This is a genomic window from Hirschia baltica ATCC 49814 (assembly GCF_000023785.1).
GTDB classification, from domain to species: Bacteria; Pseudomonadota; Alphaproteobacteria; order Caulobacterales; family Hyphomonadaceae; genus Hirschia; species Hirschia baltica.
This window is the reverse complement of record NC_012983.1, coordinates 25,561-45,048: the sequence shown is the minus strand read 5'-3', so window position 1 is coordinate 45,048 and position 19,488 is coordinate 25,561. Positions and strand designations below refer to the sequence as shown.

Sequence of the window (19,488 nt, the reverse complement as noted above, 5' to 3'; positions counted from 1 at the left end):
ACAGGTCGTTTGAAACCAAAAATCTCCTGCATATTGTGCTTTACCACCCTTTGAAAAAAGGTATGGAAATAAGGCATTGTTATTGGTGATGCTCCCAAACGACGATACGTATAGCGAAGAAGTGGAAACGATAGTGCAATCAATACTTGTTACAGGTGGAGCCGGATATATTGGTAGCCACACATGTCTTGAACTTATCAAATCTGGCCGCAAACCCATCGTTTTCGACGACTTCTCCAATGCCAGCCCGCACGTCATAGAAAGACTTGAAGAATTATCAGGCACAAAAATTGATGTCGTTGAAGGTGATGTGCGTAATTTTGATCAAATCAATAAAGCTATAAAAGACTATAAATGTGATGCGGTTATTCACTTTGCTGGCCTCAAAGCCGTGGGTGAGTCCGAAGTCCGTGCCATTGATTATCACGATGTCAACGTTATTGGCACGCATGTTCTTCTGCGTGCTATGAAAGCCAACAAAATTGACAAAATCGTCTTCAGTTCAAGCGCAACGGTTTATGGTGTTCCTAAATTTTTGCCCTACACTGAAGACCACCCGCGCAACGCAACCAGCACATATGGGCAGACCAAATTATCTGTTGAATATATGCTGGAAGATGTACGCCGCTCTGGTGAAATAAAAAATGTTGCTATTTTGCGGTATTTCAATCCTATCGGTGCCCACCCAAGTGGCCGTATCGGAGAAGCGCCAAACGGCATCCCAAACAATCTAGCACCCTATGTTGTGCAAGTGGCATGTGGAAAACGCGAAGCCATCAATATCTGGGGTGATGATTATGATACGCCAGATGGCACAGGTGTGCGCGATTATATTCACGTCGTCGATCTAGCGCAGGCGCATCTTGCAGCTCTGGATTATTTAGACGCAGGCAAAGGCGCATTCACCGTCAATTTGGGTACAGGAAACGGATCTTCAGTAAAAGAAGTCATCGCCGGATTTGAAAAAGCCTGCGGCAAAAAAATACCAATGGTGATTGGCCCGCGCCGCTCTGGTGATATCGCCTGCTTTTATGCAGACCCTTCCTCCGCGAAAAAGCTCCTAGGATGGAGTGCAAAGCTCAACATGGAAGACATGTGTCGCGACCAATGGAAATGGCAAGAAAACAATCCGAACGGATATGATGAAGCTTGAAGTCTTTGCGTGCCCAGCCCTCGCCTCGCCTAAATAACGCCATCCGATAGACAATCGTGGACGTGTAAAATTCCAATTGGTTTTTTATCTTCTAGAACAAAAAGTGCAGTAATACGGTTGCTACTTATTAGCTCCAATGCACGCGCGGCCAACATATCATTAGTGATGGTTAGTGGTGACTTTGTCATGATGTCGTCCACAATCACTGTCGAGAAATTCTTACCAAAGTGTCGACGTAGATCACCATCAGTGATCATTCCCTCTAAATCTCCTGCCGAATTGATGACGCCGACACACCCAAACCCACCTTGGGAGATAATTGGCACAGCATCGCCGGCGATAGATCCAGATTGAACAAGCGGCAAATTCGCATGATCGCGAACAAGATCAGAAACCCTACGAAATGCTGCACCAAGCTTTCCGCCTGGATGATAAACTTTGAAATCTGTCTCACCAAAGCCTTTTTCCGTTAGCAGAGTCACGGCCAAGGCATCACCGATTGCCAATGTCATTGTTGTACTTGTGGTTGGTGCCCGCGTCTGACCACATGCTTCAGCAGCTGGCGGCAAAAGCAGAAGACAATCACACGCTTTCGCTAGGCTGGAATTTGCACCGGATGTAATAGCGATAAGTGGAATTTTAAATCGCCGCGTATAGGCAATAATATCTGCTAATTCTTTAGTTTCACCAGAATTTGATATCGCCAACACAATGTCTTTTTGGCTGATCATTCCTAGATCACCATGACTGGCCTCGCCCGGATGTACGAAGCTAGAAGGTGCACCAGTAGAGGCTAAAGTCGCAGCAATCTTATTGGCAATGTGGCCTGATTTTCCCATGCCCGACACAATTATGCGTCCTTCTACATTTTGCATGAGTTTAATCGCGCGGGGAAAAGCTTCAGATATGACAGCCGAACTATCTACATTCAACGCTTGAACCAGAGCCTCAAGGCCTTTGATCTCGCAATTTATGACATCGCGTGCGCTGGCTAGATAATCCATGAAATACCTTACTCTATTTTACATTTGATTCTGACCGGAAAATCACCAAATCATTTTGTACAGGCGAGTAAACCTTATACAATTAACCGTCAATGTTTACAGCTTTTCTGCGGCTTTTCGACTAGATGAATACCATCCAAAAATCAGGACAGATGTTGCCATTAACAGCATGAATATGCCGACGCTGGGAAACGTCAACGCAGCAAGATTATCGCCATCTATTAAACAAGATTTGGATGCATCAAAAACCGTTTCTCCGGTATTGTCTGGCCCGGGAATGCGGCAACCAGAAAAAAGAGCCAATTGCATAATCCATGAGTAGATTGCAAATAACACCCCATACACAACCAATAATTTGACGCCCCAATGCTTTGGCCACCCCCACGCAATAATACATGCCAAAGCAGGCGTGAGTATGTGCAAATACCAACCTGGTGTTCCGGTTCCCTCACCGTCAAGCGCAATGCGCAATATTTGATGATAACTTAAACCAGCGAGCATAGGCAAAAGTACAAAGAGCGGTAACAAACGATATTTACGCTGATTTGCACTGTTTGAAAGCCAGTTATATCCAACCCACAACAACAATATGGCCGGCCCTATCAAAAACCATGGTGACGTCCGCACTAAAGACCAATTGCCAACATAGATGAATGACATGCCAATAGTGGCATATCCACGAAGCATCTGTATCAGGCTGAAATTCTCTAGGAAATTAACAAGGACGCCGCCCTCCTTGTTAAATTGCAGCATTTCATCGCCACCAATTGCATTGCCGTATGCAATAAATTTATAAACATACCAGCCAACGCCAATAGCCAACGCCAAACCAATACTCGTCCCACCATATTTTATGGTATCAATTTCGCGTTCCATCCAATAACGCCAGCAGAAATACACTGCTAATCCAGCCGTTATCGGCACGAAAAACGCTTTCGTCCAAAGCCCTGCCCCCAAAGCAATACCAAGTATCACCGCCCACCGTATGGGCTGATGTTTCTGGTCCAACTTTAATACAGCCATCCAGACAATGCCAAAGCACAATAAACAAAGGCTATCATTCCCAATACGTGCCATCTCTGGAAAAAACTGTGGCACGAGGAAAGGCCAAGCAGACATTATAATTGCCGCTTTTTCCCAATGCTCTTTAAACAGTGATTTACTGGCCTCAACCCCAATCACGAATCCAGTAAAAGCAAAAATCCAACTTAATGTGCGTAAGGCGAAGAACTGGCTCGCCCAGTCCATAGAATTAAACACCTTAAAAACAGGCTGAAGCAAAATATAATATAAAGGCGGATGTTGCGCCTGCCAATTATAGCCACCCACTCCTACAAATTCTGGTGGTGGCGCACTTTTATGTGGACCAATATGTTTTTCAAAATCAAATGTTTGGTAAGAAATTTCGCCCGGAAAAGTATACGGCATTGGGCCGGGATAATTTTGCAAGGCACGATCAAACTGATCTTGTCCATATATCGGCATACGCCCTTCATGTCCCCATTGAGAAATCGATGACCAATGTGCCGGTTCGTCAAAACCTTCAAAGGGCGGTAGAAAAGCGATATGAGCAATGCCATAGAAAAAAACGGCAATGAGCACAAAACGGTATGTAGGCCATTGTGAAAAATTAAACATAAAAGCCTGCCTGAACACTGAAAACTAGTTTTGCGAATCTGTATGGGAAGAGTGATTAACACTGCCCATATTTTGTGCCTTTTGGCTTGCTGGTTTTAGATATAAACCGGCCACTACAACAACAAGAACAATCAAAACAATATAAACGGATTTCATTTTGGGATCACGCCACACTTGTTTGCGTTTTTCAGCGCGCATTTGCTGTTCTATGCGTGCTTGTTCTTCTTGTTTGCGTTTTCTGTGTTTTTCAAAATCATGGACAGCCATGTATCATCCCCTGCCATATCCTATTCGCTTTTTTATCTCGAACATTCACTGGCATACCATCTACAATTGCACCATATCCAAGCTAACGACTCAGACGCCTTTCAGCTTGAATATGGTTTTAGATCAAGTGCTTCGTGGTCACAAGGACTAGTCAGTCCCAAATAAATCTCGTGTAAAGATCTTCTCTGGCACATCAGACAAATCTGAGCTGTGGCGATTTGCAATAATCACATCACATTCGGATTTCAGTCGGTTTAGATCATTCGTCACTTCTGAACCAAAGAAAGTGTCTTCTTCAAAGGTTGGCTCAAACACCATAACCTGAATACCTTTGGCCTTGATCCGCTTCATAATGCCTTGAATTGATGATGCACGGAAATTGTCTGATCCGGCCTTCATGACCAGGCGGTACACACCGACAGTTTTCGGGTTTCTTGCGATGATCGCATCTGCGATAAAGTCTTTACGTGTTGAATTTGCATCCACAATCGCGCGCACAAGATTTTGCGGAACAGCATCATAGTTTGCCAGCAATTGCTTAGTATCTTTGGGCAGACAATAACCACCATATCCAAAAGATGGGTTGTTATAATGCGTTCCAATGCGCGGATCTAAGCCCACACCATCAACGATATCACGTGAATTTAGGCCAAGAGCCATTGCATATGAATCCAGCTCATTAAAATAAGCGACGCGCATAGCTAGATAGGTGTTTGCAAAAAGCTTGATAGATTCAGCTTCTGACGCACCTGTGAACAGAATTGGAATATCTTTATCAAGCGCGCCTTCAGCTAGTAAATCCGCAAACACTTTAGCGCGTTCGGATTTTTCACCCACCACAATGCGGCTTGGGTGTAGATTATCAAACAATGCCCGCCCTTCCCGTAGGAATTCGGGGCTGAATATTATATTCTGACAACCCGTGCGTTTCGTCAGGTCCGATACAAAACCAACTGGAATAGTTGATTTGATGACCATCACAGCATTTGGATTTATACCGCGAACCGTATCGACCACTTTTTCGACAGTTGAAGTATCAAAAGCGTTTGTATCAACATCATAATTTGTCGGCGTTGCAATGATAACATAATCAGCACCGCCATAAGCTTCTACCGGGTCTGTCGTTGCGCGTAAATTTAACGTGCCTTTTGCAAGATATTCCTCACACTCGGCATCAACAATGGGAGATTTTCCCGCATTGATCAGATCGACTTTTTCTTGAACGACATCAAACGCGACAACTTCATGGTTTTGCGCCAATAAAATTGCGTTGGAAAGTCCAACATACCCCAACCCAGCGATACCAATCTTCATGTGCTAATTCCAATTCCACACTGTCATTTACAAAAGAACCTGCGAACAAATACAATGACTGAGAAACTATGCAAGTTGTTCCCAAGCACTGATTTGCATTTGAGAGAATAAGATGCACATTTCACGCCAGATATGCCCGTTAAGCGTTCAGACTTCTAGCAAATCATCTAGGAGCGCCTGAGCTGCCCGTTCCCATGTATATTGGCTAGCCTGCGCTTTTCCTAAATCTGAATATTGATTTCGCAGACTTTCACTTTGCCAAAATGCTGAAATTGCTGTGCTCCAGTCTTTTGAATTATCAGCATCCGCATAAACAACAGCTTCGCCGCATATTTCAGGGATTGAGGCACACCGCGTTGTAATGACAGGACATCCCACACTCATGGCTTCAACAGGTGGCAAACCAAAACCTTCATGCTTGGAAGGATAAGCAAAACACATCGCATTTTCATACAATGCGCGACGTTCGCCATCACTTATCCGGCCTGCAAAGACAATTTGATCGGATGCTTCAATGCCCTCATCCTGAAATGTCTCCTTCATGTCCGGTCCAAACAAAACCAATGGCAGGTCTATATTGATCTCTGGATGATTCTGACGGTCAAACACATCCATTAAAACACCCATATTTTTATGTTTGTAAGAATTTGAAAGTCCCAACACATACCCATTCTTCTTCAGGCCATGCTTTGCCAAAATTGATGTTTCCGAAGGATGTCGAGTTACATGATCCACCCCATTATGAATGGTACGGACCGTCTCACTATTGCCGACCCCCTGTTTAATCAGCGCTTGCGCTGCATAATGAGATGGTGTGAATATGCGTTTGTATTTGCGCCCCATTAAAGCATTCAATAGCTTAGTGTAAATCACATAAGCCTTTGAATATGAATGGGAACTTTCATAAACATTGGCATCATGGATGAACACGACAGCATTGGCTCGAAACACTGGACCAATGTTACAGAAATTGATCAACAAACGCTCTTTCGCCATGAAAGGTAATTTTATCTGGTGCCAGATTGGTCTGGGAAGCTTTCCAGCTTGAATATATCTAGCTGTTAGGCCTGCCGCCTCTTCAAATGGCTGTTCCGCAAGTAGAATTTCAAGATCGGACAGCAAATCCGTATATCTAGGCTGTTTTTTTAATAACTGAAAAGCACGCAAATATTCCGATGCGACACGCCCTTCTGGATAAGCTTCTCGATGTAAAAACGCACCATTGACCGCTAAACCAGCATTCTTTTTCATGGACAAACACCCTGCCGCGCCACAACCCTAAGGAAACAACTTCTATCACAAGCTGTCAGGCAATGGAAATTGGATAGCAAGCGCAATATCAACCAGACTCAATCAAGGCTATGGTTTGGCCGCCTTAGTTCAATTTTTATCTTCCTGCGTTTGTCCTAAAACTTTAACCACGGTCTTCATCACCATGTCTTGCCATTGGGGCAATTCAACATTGTGCACTCTGGCAATTTTCGAACAATCCAATCTCGAATTTGCTGGTCTAGGCGCAGGCAAAGGATATTCTTCGGTTGTGATAGAATTCAGCTTCGGTGTAGGTCCACCGGCTAGCTCAGACGCTTTAAATATTGCTTCTGCAAACCCATGCCATGACGTATATCCACGGCAAGTCATGTGAAAAACACCATAAAGCTCTGTATTATCAGGCTGTTCGACAATATTGCGCGCGACTTTCACTATCCCTTGTGCGATTGCATCAGCATGGGTTGGTGCGCCAAATTGATCATTGACCACACCTAATTCACCACGCGCTGCACCAACCCGCAGCATGGTTTTAAGAAAATTGTTTCCGGTTTCCGAATAAACCCAAGCCGTGCGCAAAATCACATGTTTTGGATTGACATAAGCCGCGAGCTTTTCACCCTCAAGCTTGGTTTGCCCATAAACACCCTGAGGGTGAGTTGCGTCCGTCTCAACATATGTTCCATCACTAAGATTGGCACGTATATCAGCCAGATCTTCAGCATCATAATCTGCATATTCGGGGTTTTCTGGATCATAAATGTCTGCAGTTTTATCACCTGCAAAAACATAATCCGTCGATATCTGGATAATGGGAAGGTTTAATTTAGCCGCTGCCATCGCCACAGCTCCAGCGCCTGTCGTATTCACGGCCGCAGCCATGTCCCCTTCTTCTTCGGCTTTATCTACATTGGTATAAGCCGCAGCGTTGATGACTACATCAGGGCCAATATCTTCAATCATCAAACGCAAATGTTCACATTTATCATCATCTGCAAGTTCGGATAGATCCAACCAAGGGCGTCCAGCCGTATAAACATCGAGACTATCTTGATCCGCAAGCTTGATTAGGGCTTTCACAACCTGACCGTTTTCACCCGTAACGAAAACTTTCATAGTGCCCGACTCCGCTTGTGCTAAACATTTTAATGCGTGAGTCTGATATCAAATGGAGGTGTTTTGGCAAGGCTTGTCGACAGGTTTCAATCGACAAAATTCCTGAGTAAGAAACTAAAGTATTTTACAAATCACCTGCACTTATCCTAGAATCAACCCAACCTGACATTTGTTAAAATGCCTGTTACGACATTGAAACGCTATTCAACCCTTGGTAAATAAAATTCAACTATTAAGAGGTCGACGCCAATGAGTACGGCTCAAATTAGGTTCTTTCGTGAAATAACCGCACCGCTTATTGAAGGCGTCGTCATCATCGACAGGCGTGGTTCAATTCTTGTCTCAAATCAGGCTGTCACTGACTTATTTGGTTATTCTGAAACTGATCTTGTTGGAAAAAATGTAAACATACTCATGCCCGCTGAATATGCGCCGCATCACAACAGTTATATTGACCGCTACAACAGAACCAATGAAGCAAGAATTTTAGGTGTAGGACGAAATGCCGAAGGACAACATTGTGATGGCAGCATTTTTCCCGTTAATCTGAAGGTCAAAAAAATAGAGTTTGAAAACACCCCCTATTATATGGGGGTCATACATAGCCTTCAACGACAACAAAAAGCTGCAGACACACTAAAATTTCATACCGAACTTTTAGAACGCGCAGAGGCCATCGCCCATTTAGGCCATTGGCGCGTTGATCTGGTAAAAAATCAATTATTTTGGTCAAAAGAAATATATCGTATTCACGGCGTCACGCCCGACACTTACACGCCAGATGTCGAAAGTGCATTAGATTTTTATCACCCTGACGACCGAAAAATCGTCAACGGACTTCTTGATCAAGCTATTGAAAGTGATGAAGATTTCACCTTCGAAGCACGTATATTAAACACGAGTGGACAAACTGTATATGTGCGCTCTTCGGGTGAATCAACGCGTGACAAGCATGGCAATGCGATATCTGTTTTTGGGGTATTTCTCGATATCACCAAAATGAAACAGACCGAATTAGCCCTTATAAAAGCAAATGAAGAATTAGAAGAATTTGCTTACAGAACATCGCATGATTTGAGATCTCCCCTCGTCTCTTCCGCCTCTCTCATCGCATTGTCCAAAAAAGAGATCGCCAACAAAAATTTTGAACACGCAAGCCAATGTCTAGATCTGGTTGAACACTCACTCACAGACTTGGACACACTCGTTCAGGACATCCTCACGCTAACTCAGGCACAAAAACAAGATGAAGATCTTGAAAGCATCAATGTTGGGGACATGATTTCCAATGCGATCCAAAAAATGTCTCATATTGAAAATTTCAACCGTCTTGATGTCCAGATCGAGCTAAATAAAGATCTAGTATTAAAAACCCAACCTAATCGGTTCAACTTGATCATTGAAAATCTAATATCCAACGCTATCAAATATCAGAATACTCAAGAAGAAAATTCTTATCTAAACATCACGGCTTGGACTAAAAACAATTTCTTTATACTTGAAGTTACAGACAATGGACTTGGTGTTCCTGAAGAATATCATTCTAAACTATTTGAAATGTTTAAAAGATTTCACACCCGTGTTGCCCACGGTTCAGGATTAGGATTGTATATGGTCAAAAAGAGCGCTGAACTCCTCGGTGGAGAAATTGGCTTTCTACCAAGAGCCAAAGGCAGCAAATTCAGATTGCTCCTACCATTATCCTCAGATGAAAAAGTATAACAATGAAATTAAAAACAGTTTTAATTATTGATGATAGCAAAGCATCTCAGCATTTGACCAAATATGCGATAGAATTTTTCGATCCAACGATTAAAGTTCTTCAAGTTTATGATGGAAAAGAAGCGCTGGAATTATTGGCGACGCTAGAAACACAACCTGACCTGATTTTTCTAGACATTAATATGCCAGCTATGAATGGACATGAATTCCTAGATGCCTTTTCCCAGAAAGGTTATAAATCTTCCGTAGTGATCATGTTGACGTCTTCAGATCAGGAAAAAGACAAACAACGTTCCATGTCTTTTGATTGCGTCAAAAAATACATTATCAAACCGCTTGAACAAGCACATTTGCAAGAAATAACAGAATCTTACGCTGATTGGAGCGCGTCCCTAAACACCCCATCAGACGACTCCTAAGCTACATCTAGTTCAAGTCCCCTATTCGCTCCAATATGGGGACGATATCTCTTATGTCTTCCGAACAATAATGAGACCCGCGCTATATCCCGCGCCAAATGAACAAATCAATCCAATATCACCCGCAGTGAAATCATCATTATACTTATCAAAGGCAATGATAGATCCCGCTGAAGATGTGTTTGCATATTCATCCAAAACTACAGGAGCCATGCTTATATCAGCGTCTTTCCCCAGCACTTTTTGGGTAATGAAATTATTCATATTGATATTAGCCTGATGAAGCCACATGCGCTTGATTTGGTCCGGTGCGATATTATTGACCGCTAGCTCATCAGTAATCATTTGCGCCACCATAGGCACAACTTCTTTAAACACTGAGCGACCATTTTGCACGAAAAGCTTGTCAGGTTTGCCAACACCCTCAGGCGCTGCATGATTTAAAAAGCCGAAATTATTGCGGATATTGTTGGAAAACTCTGTAATCAGTTTCGATCCGATAATTTCCCAGCTACCATCATGGTTCTTCTCCTCAGATTCGACCAAAACGGCCGTCGCCACGTCCCCAAAAATGAAATGGCTATCACGGTCTTTGAAATTCATGTGGCTTGTACAGATTTCAGGACTACAAACCAGAACAGATTTGGCCTGACCACCTAAAATTAAACCACGTGCAGTTTCAATCCCGAAAGTGGCCGATGAACACGCCACATTCATATCAAAAGCAAACCCAGACGTGCCTAGATATTTTTGAACCTCAATGGCAATTGCTGGATAAGCACGTTGCAGATTAGAACACGCGACAATCACAGCATCGACGTCTTCAGGCTTGCGACCGGCGCGTTCAAGAGCTTGTTTCCCAGCTTTAACAGCCATTTCCGCCAAAACAGAAATCTCATCATTTGGACGCTCAGCAATACGCGGAGCCATGATGTCATTATCCAAAATGGGTTCTTTAGATAAAACATATCGCGCTTTTATACCGGAAGCTTTTTCAATAAAAGCAGACGATGACGGCGCTAATGCGTCCACCTCCCCAGTTTCAATCGCGTTGGCATTTTTCGTATTAAAACGCTCAACATATGAATTATATGACTCAACAAGCTCTTCATTTGAAATGCTGTTTGGCGGCGTCCAAAGCCCTGTGGCGCTAATACGTGCTGTCACAAAATCCTCACTCGATAGATACTGGGTCAGCCATAATACCCATTTAATTCATCCTAGCCAGAGGCTAGTCCCATTGAATTGCCCCTGCACGGATTTAAAAAGCTAAAATGACGGCGCTCCCCTATTCACATAAGATCAGAACCGTCCTACCCATTTTCAATCTGATTTTGCTTTATCTGTGCCAGCGAGTTCACCCATGCAAACCTTGATCGTTATTCCGTCTCGATACGCTTCCAAACGGTTTCCGGGCAAACCTCTGCATGTCATTGCGGGCCATTCCATGCTGGCGCGCGTGGTGGATATAGCTGCAAAAGTTTGCGCCCAAAATGCCAATGTCTCTTATGTCGTCGCCACAGATAATGCAGATATTGAAGCCCACGCAAAAGAGATTGGCGCACCTGTCGTCATGACTGATCCTGATCTGGCTTCAGGGTCAGATCGCGCACTCGCAGCGGCCCAGATTTTTGCGCCCGGGGCAGATTTCATCATCAATCTTCAAGGTGATGCCCCTTTCACGCCGCCTTCTCATGTTCAAGCCATTATTGAAGCAGGAAAAACATCTGGCTGTGATGTCGTCACTCCCGTTTTAAACATGAGCTGGGACGCATTGGATATCATGCGCGTTCAGAAGAAATCACAACCCTTTTCCGGCACAAGCTGTGTGCGCCGCGCCGATGGTGAAGCGATGTGGTTTTCTAAAACCGAAATGCCCGCCAATCGCAAAGAAGCAGACATGCGTAGCAAAAGCGCAATGTCTCCTGTGTGGCGTCACATTGGACTTTACGGCTATAAACGTGAAGCTTTACAGCGCTTTACACAACTTTCCGAAGGCCATTACGAGCGCCTTGAAGGCCTTGAACAATTGCGTTTTCTTGAAAATGGCATGCGCATTATGACTGTCCCCGTCACCACGACAGATGCCGCTATGTGGGGCGTCGACACGCCAGAAGATGCAGCTTTTGCCGAAAAGCTAATCGCTGAACAAGGCGACCCGATGAATACGCAGAATAAAGACCAATAATATGAGCCGCCAAATCTATATCATTCGTCATGGTAACACATTTAATAAGGGAGATGTCGTCACACGCGTTGGCGCACGCACTGATCTTCCGCTTTCTAATTCTGGTCAAGCCCAAGCAGATGCGCTCGCATCTTTATTGGCAGAGCGTGTTACACAATTTGATGCTGCTTATTGCAGCCCGCTTTTGCGTACCCAGCAAACAGCCAAAACAATTCTAGCCGCCCAATCAAATCCCCCTGCTCTCACATTAGTGGATTTCCTTCGCGAAATTGATTATGGCCCAGATGAAAACCAACCCGAAGACGATGTCATCGCCCGCATCGGCCAAAATGCATTAAACCTTTGGGAAAGTGACGCGATCGCGCCAGATGGCTGGCAAGTCTCACCGGCACAATTGATTCAAGCGTGGAAAGATCTGTTTACAAAAATAGCAGCTGAAACAGGTAAAACCGGCCCCGTTCTTGTTGTCACTTCCAATGGTGTGGCGCGTTTTGCGCTTCAAGCAATTGGCAATACGGGTGAACACGCGCTAAAATTAAAAACCGGCGCTTTTGGAATAATAGAAGCTAGCGCTCATGATGATCTGGCTATTTTAGAGTGGAATGTCAGACCTTAAACATTATCCCGCTTTTTCGGATAATCATGCTGCAATCATCCATGCAATTTATACGCATATGCGTATTTAATTGACTTATACGCGAAACCGTATATATTGTCTTCATACGCAATAGCGTATATTGCTTTCTTAGTCAGATAAAGCAGACAGACATGACAGATATTATCCGTAGCCCGCGCAATGTCGGCGATGCCATTCGCAAAATCAGGCTTGAAAAAGGTTTAACTCAAACTGAATTAGCAGCACGCGTGAATGTGCGCCAAGCCACGATTTCTAAACTAGAAAGCGGCGAACCGGCCACTCGCCTCTCCACATTATTTGATGTGCTTATGGCGCTAGATATGGATTTACATATCATGCCCAAACCAAACTCAACACCAGACGACACAGCCAATTTTGAGGACATTTATTAATGGCTGAAAACCATTCTCGCCGTAAATTACATTTAACAGCGAGCGCATCTGGCAAATTGAAAATATCGCGTTCGCAAACCTTAAAAGTTTGGCTAAATGCTAGATGTGTTGGTCAACTGACACGCGCAACTGATGGCGGTCTGAGTTTTGTCTATGATGCAAATTGGTTAAATTGGCATGGTGCCACACCCATCTCAACCAGCATGCCATTACAGACGCAAAAATACGCTGATGAGCGTGTGCGTAATGTGTTTGAAAACCTGTTGCCTGATGTACAGCAAGTGCGAGAAAGTCTAGCCACGCGATTTAAAGCTGATGGCACAGATCCCTTCTCCCTCCTTGCCGCCATCGGCATGGATTGTGTCGGCGCTTTGCAATTATTACCAACAGACATAGAGCCAGGACATGCAGGTTTAATCGCTGGTGGAGAGGCATTAAGCGAAGAAGATCTTGCCAAAATGTTGCGCCAGTTACGCCAGACCCCTCTTGGACTAACAGACGAATACAAAAATGATTTTCGTATCTCTATAGCAGGTGCCCAAGATAAAACGGCACTGCAATATTACCAATCCGCGAATGGTTCAGGCATTTGGCGAAAACCAATTGGCACAAGCGCAACAACACATATTTTCAAGCCCGCAATCGGCATGCTTTCAAACGGCGTCGATATGCACGATAGCGTTGAAAATGAATGGTTTTGTCTCAAACTTTGTGCGCATTTAGGATTAAAAACAACGCACGCTGACATCGCTATATTTGAAGATCAAAAAGTATTGATTGTGGAACGCTTTGATCGCCTTCTAACAAAAGACAATCGCTTGCTACGTCTACCGCAAGAAGATTTCTGTCAGGCGCTCAACCTTCCCTCTTCGCGAAAATACCAACGCGATGCCGGCCCCAATTTGCTGGATATGTTTGCGCATTTAAAAGAGAGCAATAATCCGCTTGAAGATCGTTTAACGCTTATGCGGGCACAACTTGTTTTCTATCTTTTGGGGGCAACAGATGGTCATGCAAAGAATTTTTCTTTGCGACATATCCCTAAATCTATCCCCGCTCAATCAAACCACCCCGCCCCCGGATTTATACTTGCGCCAATCTATGATGTGCTAACCGCGCAGCACATTGTCGACAAAGGCCAGATTTCACAAAACCAATTTAAACTGGCTCTGTCTGTAGGTCGTTCAAACCATTATCGCATGGATGAAATCACGCGCCGGCATTTTCAGGAAACGGCTGATTTGGCCGGTTTACCAAAATCTGCAATATCAGACCTCATTGATGATCTCAGCAAACGCCTGCCAAATGCGATCGACACTATTTTAGCAAGCACACAACATAAAATCCCCAGCGAGCTGACAGAAAGCCTACACAAAGCCAGCACAAAACGCCTAGAAACTCTGCAAATTATGTAGAATGTTTCGTCATTGGTGCAGCAAATTGTCAGCAAGACTTTATAAATTTGCGTTTGTTTACAATGGCCCCATAGCCATAATCATACCCAGATATTCGACGGCCTGTTCATTGCCTTGGTTTGCTGAACGGGAAAGATATTCAATGCCTTTTTGGATATCCATGTCTCGCCCTTCCCCCAAAACAAAACAATTACCATAATTAAATTCGCCTCGGGCATCTTGCTGTGCGGCCGCTTTTTCAAACCAGTCACAACCGAACTTTTTATCTAGAGGCAATCTCTTACCTTCAAAGTAAACTGTTCCGATTTTGGTTTGCGCAATAGCATACCCCTGCTCTGCTGCACGCTTCAAATAAACGAGTTGTTTCAAATTGTTCTGAGGATAATGGATGCCGTGCTCATACAAACCAGAAAGGATATAGCTGGCATGTCCGTAAGACTGAGCAGCCGCTTTTTCATACCATTTGACAGCTATTGCCAAGTTTTTTTGTGTGCCAATTCCATATTGATGCATTTGCCCCAGCGTGACCTTAGCACTGGGAATAATTGAAGATTTTTCATACAATGCAAAAGCTGTTTCCATATTTTTTGGGACACCTAAACCATTTGCATATGAAAAACCAAGATTCAGATGGGCAGCAACATAGCCTGCATTTGATGCTTTCATTAGCCACACAATAGCTTCTTCATCCTGTCCTGCTTTAGCGAGGCTTCGGCCTAGCCAAAACTGGATATTTGCTTGATCCGGGTTTGTTTTCAGCGCTTCACGACAAACAGAAATAGCTGTTGGAGCATTGATTTTATTAAATAAAATACCAGAAAAATCACTTTCCGGATCAGCTGGCATACCCGCCAATTTCTCACATTGAGCTGGAGATGCAGCATAAACTGGAGAGACTAATATAGCCGTCACCACACTCAAAACCGCGAATGTAAATATAAATTTCATACCATTACCCCAACCAAAAAACGATATTAGTCGAAAAGACATAACTTAGGTTTTAATTACAATCGCAGATGATGGCGAGAGTTTGTTAGCGAGAAAGCTGTTATGTTTATCCGCATAAATGTAGGCTGATTGACTTTAAACCTTCACCCCATTTTCGATCAAAAACAGCCTTACACCTTCTAGCTCTTTTGCATAACGTTTCCATTTTCCAATGGACCCAGTATAGAGCGGCTCGCGCACTTGATTTGCACTTGGGGTGGCGACAGCTTTGCTGGAAGAATGAAAATCTAAACACCCCTCTTCCCAATCTAATCCACAATGTAAGAGCAAATTTGCAGTCTCTGATCTTTGGTCCGCTATGAGGTCTTCATAGCTTAAAATCATAAATTGTTCGGGAAATTCCTGGGCCCAAAAATCCGTCATTTTTAGATAGGCCAGATAAAAGCGCGCTGTGCTTATTAGATCGTAGGAATAAGTGTGATATCGCGCGCCGCCTCCAAATAAGTGTTTGTAATTGCTCCATATTGTATCCATAGGGTGACGCCGCAAACACACCATTTTGGCATTTGGCAATGCCTTTAAAATGAAGCCAGCATACATAAAATTGAGCGGTAATTTATCGGTAAAAACAGCGCTATCCTTTGCGCCAACATGCAGGCGTGCATTTGTCATATAAGCGCGCCCAACTGCGTTTATATCCGCTTTTCCAGCCTTAGTTATGGTCTCAATATCCAACACAATTTTAGAGTTTGTGCCCGATGCCTGCTTCACCGCCAATGGCATGGATTGGAGTTCTCCGGCCGATTCAACACTTGAATGCGCCGATAAAATTCGGTCAACAAGTGTTGTCCCCGTGCGCGGAATACCGCCTATAAACAACACCTTATCGTCTATTTTTGAGATGTTTTTCGTCGATGTTTTTTTATAGACATCTAGAAAAGCCCCTATCAATTCCTCATCATGTTTCACATCAAATTTCACATTCGACATAAATTGCGTATTGGCCGCATGTAAGTGTTTGAAGCTTTCTTCAGACTGTCCTAAGTCCTCGTTTTCTTTGGATAAAGCATATTGAATCCGCATGATTTCAATTTTACGGCTCGCCTTTTCAAGCGCGTTTTCCAACCGATCAATATGGTTATTTTCTGCTGTGCATTTTGTGATTTCAGCCAATCCCAAATGCGCTTTTCCATAGAGCGGATCTAGTTTCAGCAGCGCTTCATATTGCAAAGCGGTGCTGCGTTTGTCTCCAAAATATGTGTGGCTTCTGGCGAGATTGTCTCGAAACTCTATCGAGTTTGGATTTAGTTTCACCGCCTTTTCAAACAATCCAAGCGCAAACTTGTGATGCCCGAAACGCGTTAGCACATAGCCTAAAGTGTTGTGCGTATTTGCATCCGTTTCACCCTGAAGAAACTCCAACGCTTGAAGCGCAAATGTAAGCGCCTCCTCATCATTGCGCAGCATGAGATGTGCTTTGGATAACTGGCTTAGATATTTTGCACTTTCAGGACATTTATCAATCGCGGTTTGAAAATATGCCAATGCTTGAGCTACTTTACCTTGCTCAAGAAAACATTGGCCCAGCGTAAAATTTGCCTCCCCTGCTTTCGCCTTATCAGAGTGAGATAAATTGGGACGTGCCGACTCTGCAAGCGTCATTAAATGCTGCACTTTCAAACGCTTTTTGGCGTTCTTTAATTCGCCTCCAACAATGCTCATAAATATCTCAACTGATCTTTTTGCCCGACAAAGCTGGCCAGAACTTTATCTATTTCTTTCCTAGCAATCGCCCAAAAAAACCGACATGGCGTGTCACCAAAGGTGTTTGCACCTTATTAGAGCGATCATAACGGTCATGCACTTGGCGCTTAACTTTTGCTGGAGCCTGCATGTGAGCTGGCGTTTTTACAGATGTTGTTGGCATTGTCCAATTGCCATCCGGTTTTAGCGTCTTGGTTTGAGTTTTTTCATATGATGGGACTGATTTCTCAGGCGAAAATGCCTGTTTAGGTGATGGCCCATATTTATTGGGCCCAGCCTGCCCCGGCATAAAACCACTGACAAGAATATCAATAATAGCCCCAATCCCCGGCACCAAAACCCAGAGCATATTCCATCCTGATCTTCCCATATCATGGTGGCGGCGCACTGAAGTGGCGATATAGGCCCGCACAAAAAACAATACACACATTATCATCAACAATGGGCTAAGAGTTGTAAGTCGGTCGTTTCCAGGGTCAGTGGCAATACGGGCTAACACCAAAATAACAGTAAAAAGTGTCACGAATAAAAGCGGTAAGATGAAAAACATCCTCACCCACCAACCGGTCCGGTCAATGCGCCCTTTTGTGCCGAAAAGATAATTGATCATCGCGATGGCCTTTGTAGCTATACTGCTCAAATGCCATAAAAACCGCATGACACAGTTTTATTAAGCGCAACTTTTAAAAAGAAGCCAGAATCAAAGTGAAAATGCTGTGTTGTTACAAAGCAGCATTATACAAATTTGCTTGCAATACCGATTGCGTGAGGCTCGTCTGAATCGCCCTCTTCGGCTGTGTCAATTTCTGGCTCTTCATAGCTTTGAGATGGCAATTGCACGCCATCTTCACCGGCAAATTCAAAACTAAATGCAGATGGCTCAGGCGTAGGCTTAGGAGCCTGTTTTGATGATGCCGGTGCACGGTTTACGGATGCATTTTGTTTTTGCGGCGCAGACATTTGCACCACTTTTGCCCGCTTTGGTCCCAAACCTTGAGCCACAGGTGCAATTGGCGCGTTTGCCTGACCTGCATTGGCGTAGCGTCCATCATTGGCCGCAACAGGTGCAGGAGCTGGCGCATATATATTGGCTTGAGGTTGGGCATTTTGCATGGCCCTGCTCTGCGCTTCTCGCACAAACACAACATTTACAAGCAATAAGCCGAAAGATTTCATAATCTCCATGACCAACACGAGACTACCTAAACGGTTTGATTGCACAAATTGGAGGAAACCCCAGACACTATCAAACTGTGCGCCTTTTAGCTCTCCATCCGCAGAAATAGGCAATGGCGTTGCCCCTTTAGAGCCAACAATAGAGGTTGATACTTCTATATTGGCCCCTGCTCCCGTCGCTTTGGCCAGAATATCTCTTTGTTCGATCAATTCATTGTCCAGAAAAATACGACGTTCTGCTTTATTCAGCTCTGAAGACAATTGTGCCCTCTTCGTCACATAATTTTCCGGCAAACGGTCGCGCTGGGCTTTAATTTCATCCGGCGTGCGCGTCATGCCAATAAAGGAAAGTTCTTCTTTAATCTCCTCAATGCGCTCAGCGGCCAAAGCAGATTGGGTTTTCAGCGCGCTCTTTTGTTCTAGGGCTCGGCGTTGCGCACTCGCCTGCTCTTCTGCGTTAGACGCGTCAACATAATAAGACCAGCTTGCACTCGCGTTTTGAAATGTCGCCATTGACCAAACAGGAAAGAATAAAAGCGCCATTAAAAGCCGCGGAATACTTGGACGCGCGAAACACCAAATAATCACAACAAGCAACACGGCCCCAATAATTTCAGAGATGATGCCGGTTCCAAAAGCGATCCAGTAATCAACCCCCTCTACCCCGGCCGTCCATGTCACAATGTTTCCATAGCCAGAAAGCAACATACACGTAAGCACAAGCATAATGATTGTGATCCGGATCACCTGCCCTGGCAGCCCATGTTCAGGTGCATCTTGCCCCTCTTGTTGGGCAAGTTCAGGTTCTCGGTTGTGCGTTTTTCTTGGGAAAATGCCCATCTCACCGGCTCTCTTCGTACTCTACGCAGTTAGAGGCTGCCCTCATTTGCGAATATGAAGCCCATAATTAGAGCGACGAGCTTAAGGCCAAGTTAAGCATCCCCATAAAATCAGGAAACTATCACTATATATGTGTGTCTATGTAGAACCCTATATGTATATGCGTATATACAGCTACACCAATATACTTATGTATCTCTATATGTATGTCATGCTCGCATGTTAG

Annotated in this window: 18 protein-coding genes; 7 read left to right on the top strand and 11 right to left on the bottom strand. The window is 44.1% G+C overall.

Annotated features, from left to right (window positions below; genetic code table 11):
- The first annotated feature begins 88 nt into the window (after positions 1-88).
- Positions 89-1,153, top strand: a complete 1,065-nt coding sequence (galE, locus tag HBAL_RS16060; RefSeq protein WP_049763230.1) for a UDP-glucose 4-epimerase GalE — start codon at positions 89-91, stop codon at positions 1,151-1,153.
- Positions 1,154-1,182: 29 nt separating this feature from the next.
- On the opposite strand, the gene HBAL_RS16055 is transcribed toward galE, so the two are convergent.
- From HBAL_RS16055 to HBAL_RS16030, 6 genes are all read right to left on the bottom strand, one after another.
- Positions 1,183-2,157 (bottom strand): KpsF/GutQ family sugar-phosphate isomerase, encoded by a 975-nt coding sequence (locus HBAL_RS16055; protein ID WP_012778246.1) that lies wholly within the window; start codon positions 2,155-2,157, stop codon positions 1,183-1,185.
- Between the two features lie 96 nt (positions 2,158-2,253).
- The gene (locus HBAL_RS16050; protein ID WP_012778245.1) at positions 2,254-3,795 is read right to left on the bottom strand and encodes a glycosyltransferase family 39 protein; all 1,542 of its coding nucleotides are present in this window, start codon (positions 3,793-3,795) and stop codon (positions 2,254-2,256) included.
- A gap of 24 nt (positions 3,796-3,819) precedes the next feature.
- Positions 3,820-4,062: a hypothetical protein gene (locus tag HBAL_RS16045; protein ID WP_012778244.1), complete on the bottom strand. Its 243-nt coding sequence runs from the start codon at positions 4,060-4,062 to the stop codon at positions 3,820-3,822.
- Between the two features lie 147 nt (positions 4,063-4,209).
- On the bottom strand, positions 4,210-5,376 hold the full coding sequence (locus HBAL_RS16040; RefSeq protein WP_012778243.1) for a nucleotide sugar dehydrogenase: 1,167 nt from the start codon (positions 5,374-5,376) through the stop codon (positions 4,210-4,212).
- Between the two features lie 147 nt (positions 5,377-5,523).
- Positions 5,524-6,627, bottom strand: coding sequence for a glycosyltransferase family 4 protein (locus HBAL_RS16035; RefSeq protein WP_012778242.1), 1,104 nt, complete (start codon positions 6,625-6,627; stop codon positions 5,524-5,526).
- A gap of 129 nt (positions 6,628-6,756) precedes the next feature.
- A complete protein-coding gene (locus tag HBAL_RS16030) occupies positions 6,757-7,761 on the bottom strand; it encodes an SDR family oxidoreductase (protein ID WP_012778241.1) in 1,005 nt (334 codons plus the stop codon).
- A gap of 249 nt (positions 7,762-8,010) precedes the next feature.
- Here HBAL_RS16030 and HBAL_RS16525 point away from each other — a divergent pair, with 249 nt between their 5' ends.
- Positions 8,011-9,483, top strand: coding sequence for a PAS domain-containing sensor histidine kinase (locus HBAL_RS16525; protein WP_012778240.1), 1,473 nt, complete (start codon positions 8,011-8,013; stop codon positions 9,481-9,483).
- A gap of 2 nt (positions 9,484-9,485) precedes the next feature.
- Complete coding sequence (locus HBAL_RS16020; RefSeq protein WP_012778239.1) at positions 9,486-9,902, top strand: response regulator; 417 nt, start codon at positions 9,486-9,488, stop codon at positions 9,900-9,902.
- Positions 9,903-9,953: 51 nt separating this feature from the next.
- Here the strand turns inward: HBAL_RS16020 and HBAL_RS16015 are convergent, their stop codons facing one another.
- Complete coding sequence (locus HBAL_RS16015; protein WP_012778238.1) at positions 9,954-11,069, bottom strand: beta-ketoacyl-ACP synthase III; 1,116 nt, start codon at positions 11,067-11,069, stop codon at positions 9,954-9,956.
- 196 nt (positions 11,070-11,265) lie between these two features.
- Here HBAL_RS16015 and HBAL_RS16010 point away from each other — a divergent pair, with 196 nt between their 5' ends.
- The 4 genes from HBAL_RS16010 (at position 11,266) to HBAL_RS15995 (ending at position 14,534) form a co-directional block, all read left to right on the top strand.
- A complete protein-coding gene (locus HBAL_RS16010; protein ID WP_012778237.1) occupies positions 11,266-12,090 on the top strand; it encodes a 3-deoxy-manno-octulosonate cytidylyltransferase family protein in 825 nt (274 codons plus the stop codon).
- A 1-nt stretch (position 12,091) separates the two neighbouring features.
- Positions 12,092-12,706, top strand: coding sequence for a histidine phosphatase family protein (locus HBAL_RS16005; protein WP_012778236.1), 615 nt, complete (start codon positions 12,092-12,094; stop codon positions 12,704-12,706).
- A 152-nt stretch (positions 12,707-12,858) separates the two neighbouring features.
- Complete coding sequence (locus HBAL_RS16000; RefSeq protein ID WP_012778235.1) at positions 12,859-13,119, top strand: helix-turn-helix domain-containing protein; 261 nt, start codon at positions 12,859-12,861, stop codon at positions 13,117-13,119.
- Positions 13,119-14,534 carry a type II toxin-antitoxin system HipA family toxin gene (locus tag HBAL_RS15995; protein ID WP_012778234.1) on the top strand — a complete coding sequence of 472 codons (1,416 nt, stop codon included), beginning with the start codon at positions 13,119-13,121 and terminating at the stop codon, positions 14,532-14,534. The genes HBAL_RS16000 and HBAL_RS15995 overlap by 1 nt, the downstream gene beginning before the upstream one ends.
- A gap of 57 nt (positions 14,535-14,591) precedes the next feature.
- Here HBAL_RS15995 and HBAL_RS15990 read toward each other — a convergent pair whose 3' ends face one another.
- From HBAL_RS15990 to HBAL_RS15975, 4 genes are all read right to left on the bottom strand, one after another.
- On the bottom strand, positions 14,592-15,482 hold the full coding sequence (locus HBAL_RS15990; protein ID WP_041302576.1) for a tetratricopeptide repeat protein: 891 nt from the start codon (positions 15,480-15,482) through the stop codon (positions 14,592-14,594).
- A gap of 135 nt (positions 15,483-15,617) precedes the next feature.
- Positions 15,618-17,204, bottom strand: a complete 1,587-nt coding sequence (locus HBAL_RS15985) for a tetratricopeptide repeat-containing sulfotransferase family protein (RefSeq protein WP_012778232.1) — start codon at positions 17,202-17,204, stop codon at positions 15,618-15,620.
- Between the two features lie 49 nt (positions 17,205-17,253).
- Positions 17,254-17,856 (bottom strand): DUF805 domain-containing protein, encoded by a 603-nt coding sequence (locus HBAL_RS16520; RefSeq protein WP_012778231.1) that lies wholly within the window; start codon positions 17,854-17,856, stop codon positions 17,254-17,256.
- Positions 17,857-17,981: 125 nt separating this feature from the next.
- Positions 17,982-19,262, bottom strand: a complete 1,281-nt coding sequence (locus tag HBAL_RS15975; protein WP_012778230.1) for a hypothetical protein — start codon at positions 19,260-19,262, stop codon at positions 17,982-17,984.
- Positions 19,263-19,488: the final 226 nt, after the last annotated feature.

What these genes read in the sequence shown, in the direction of transcription:
- HBAL_RS15995 (WP_012778234.1), top strand. Translation starts at nt 13,119, where the DNA reads ATGGCTGAAAACCATTCTCGCCGTAAATTACATTTAACAGCGAGCGCA.
- HBAL_RS16030 (WP_012778241.1), bottom strand. Translation starts at nt 7,761, where the DNA reads ATGAAAGTTTTCGTTACGGGTGAAAACGGTCAGGTTGTGAAAGCCCTA.
- HBAL_RS15990 (WP_041302576.1), bottom strand. Translation starts at nt 15,482, where the DNA reads ATGAAATTTATATTTACATTCGCGGTTTTGAGTGTGGTGACGGCTATA.
- HBAL_RS16005 (WP_012778236.1), top strand. Translation starts at nt 12,092, where the DNA reads ATGAGCCGCCAAATCTATATCATTCGTCATGGTAACACATTTAATAAG.
- HBAL_RS16045 (WP_012778244.1), bottom strand. Translation starts at nt 4,062, where the DNA reads ATGGCTGTCCATGATTTTGAAAAACACAGAAAACGCAAACAAGAAGAA.
- HBAL_RS16055 (WP_012778246.1), bottom strand. Translation starts at nt 2,157, where the DNA reads ATGGATTATCTAGCCAGCGCACGCGATGTCATAAATTGCGAGATCAAA.
- HBAL_RS16010 (WP_012778237.1), top strand. Translation starts at nt 11,266, where the DNA reads ATGCAAACCTTGATCGTTATTCCGTCTCGATACGCTTCCAAACGGTTT.
- HBAL_RS16000 (WP_012778235.1), top strand. Translation starts at nt 12,859, where the DNA reads ATGACAGATATTATCCGTAGCCCGCGCAATGTCGGCGATGCCATTCGC.
- HBAL_RS15975 (WP_012778230.1), bottom strand. Translation starts at nt 19,262, where the DNA reads ATGGGCATTTTCCCAAGAAAAACGCACAACCGAGAACCTGAACTTGCC.
- HBAL_RS16040 (WP_012778243.1), bottom strand. Translation starts at nt 5,376, where the DNA reads ATGAAGATTGGTATCGCTGGGTTGGGGTATGTTGGACTTTCCAACGCA.
- HBAL_RS16520 (WP_012778231.1), bottom strand. Translation starts at nt 17,856, where the DNA reads ATGATCAATTATCTTTTCGGCACAAAAGGGCGCATTGACCGGACCGGT.
- HBAL_RS15985 (WP_012778232.1), bottom strand. Translation starts at nt 17,204, where the DNA reads ATGAGCATTGTTGGAGGCGAATTAAAGAACGCCAAAAAGCGTTTGAAA.
- galE (WP_049763230.1), top strand. Translation starts at nt 89, where the DNA reads ATGCTCCCAAACGACGATACGTATAGCGAAGAAGTGGAAACGATAGTG.
- HBAL_RS16020 (WP_012778239.1), top strand. Translation starts at nt 9,486, where the DNA reads ATGAAATTAAAAACAGTTTTAATTATTGATGATAGCAAAGCATCTCAG.
- HBAL_RS16525 (WP_012778240.1), top strand. Translation starts at nt 8,011, where the DNA reads ATGAGTACGGCTCAAATTAGGTTCTTTCGTGAAATAACCGCACCGCTT.
- HBAL_RS16035 (WP_012778242.1), bottom strand. Translation starts at nt 6,627, where the DNA reads ATGAAAAAGAATGCTGGTTTAGCGGTCAATGGTGCGTTTTTACATCGA.
- HBAL_RS16050 (WP_012778245.1), bottom strand. Translation starts at nt 3,795, where the DNA reads ATGTTTAATTTTTCACAATGGCCTACATACCGTTTTGTGCTCATTGCC.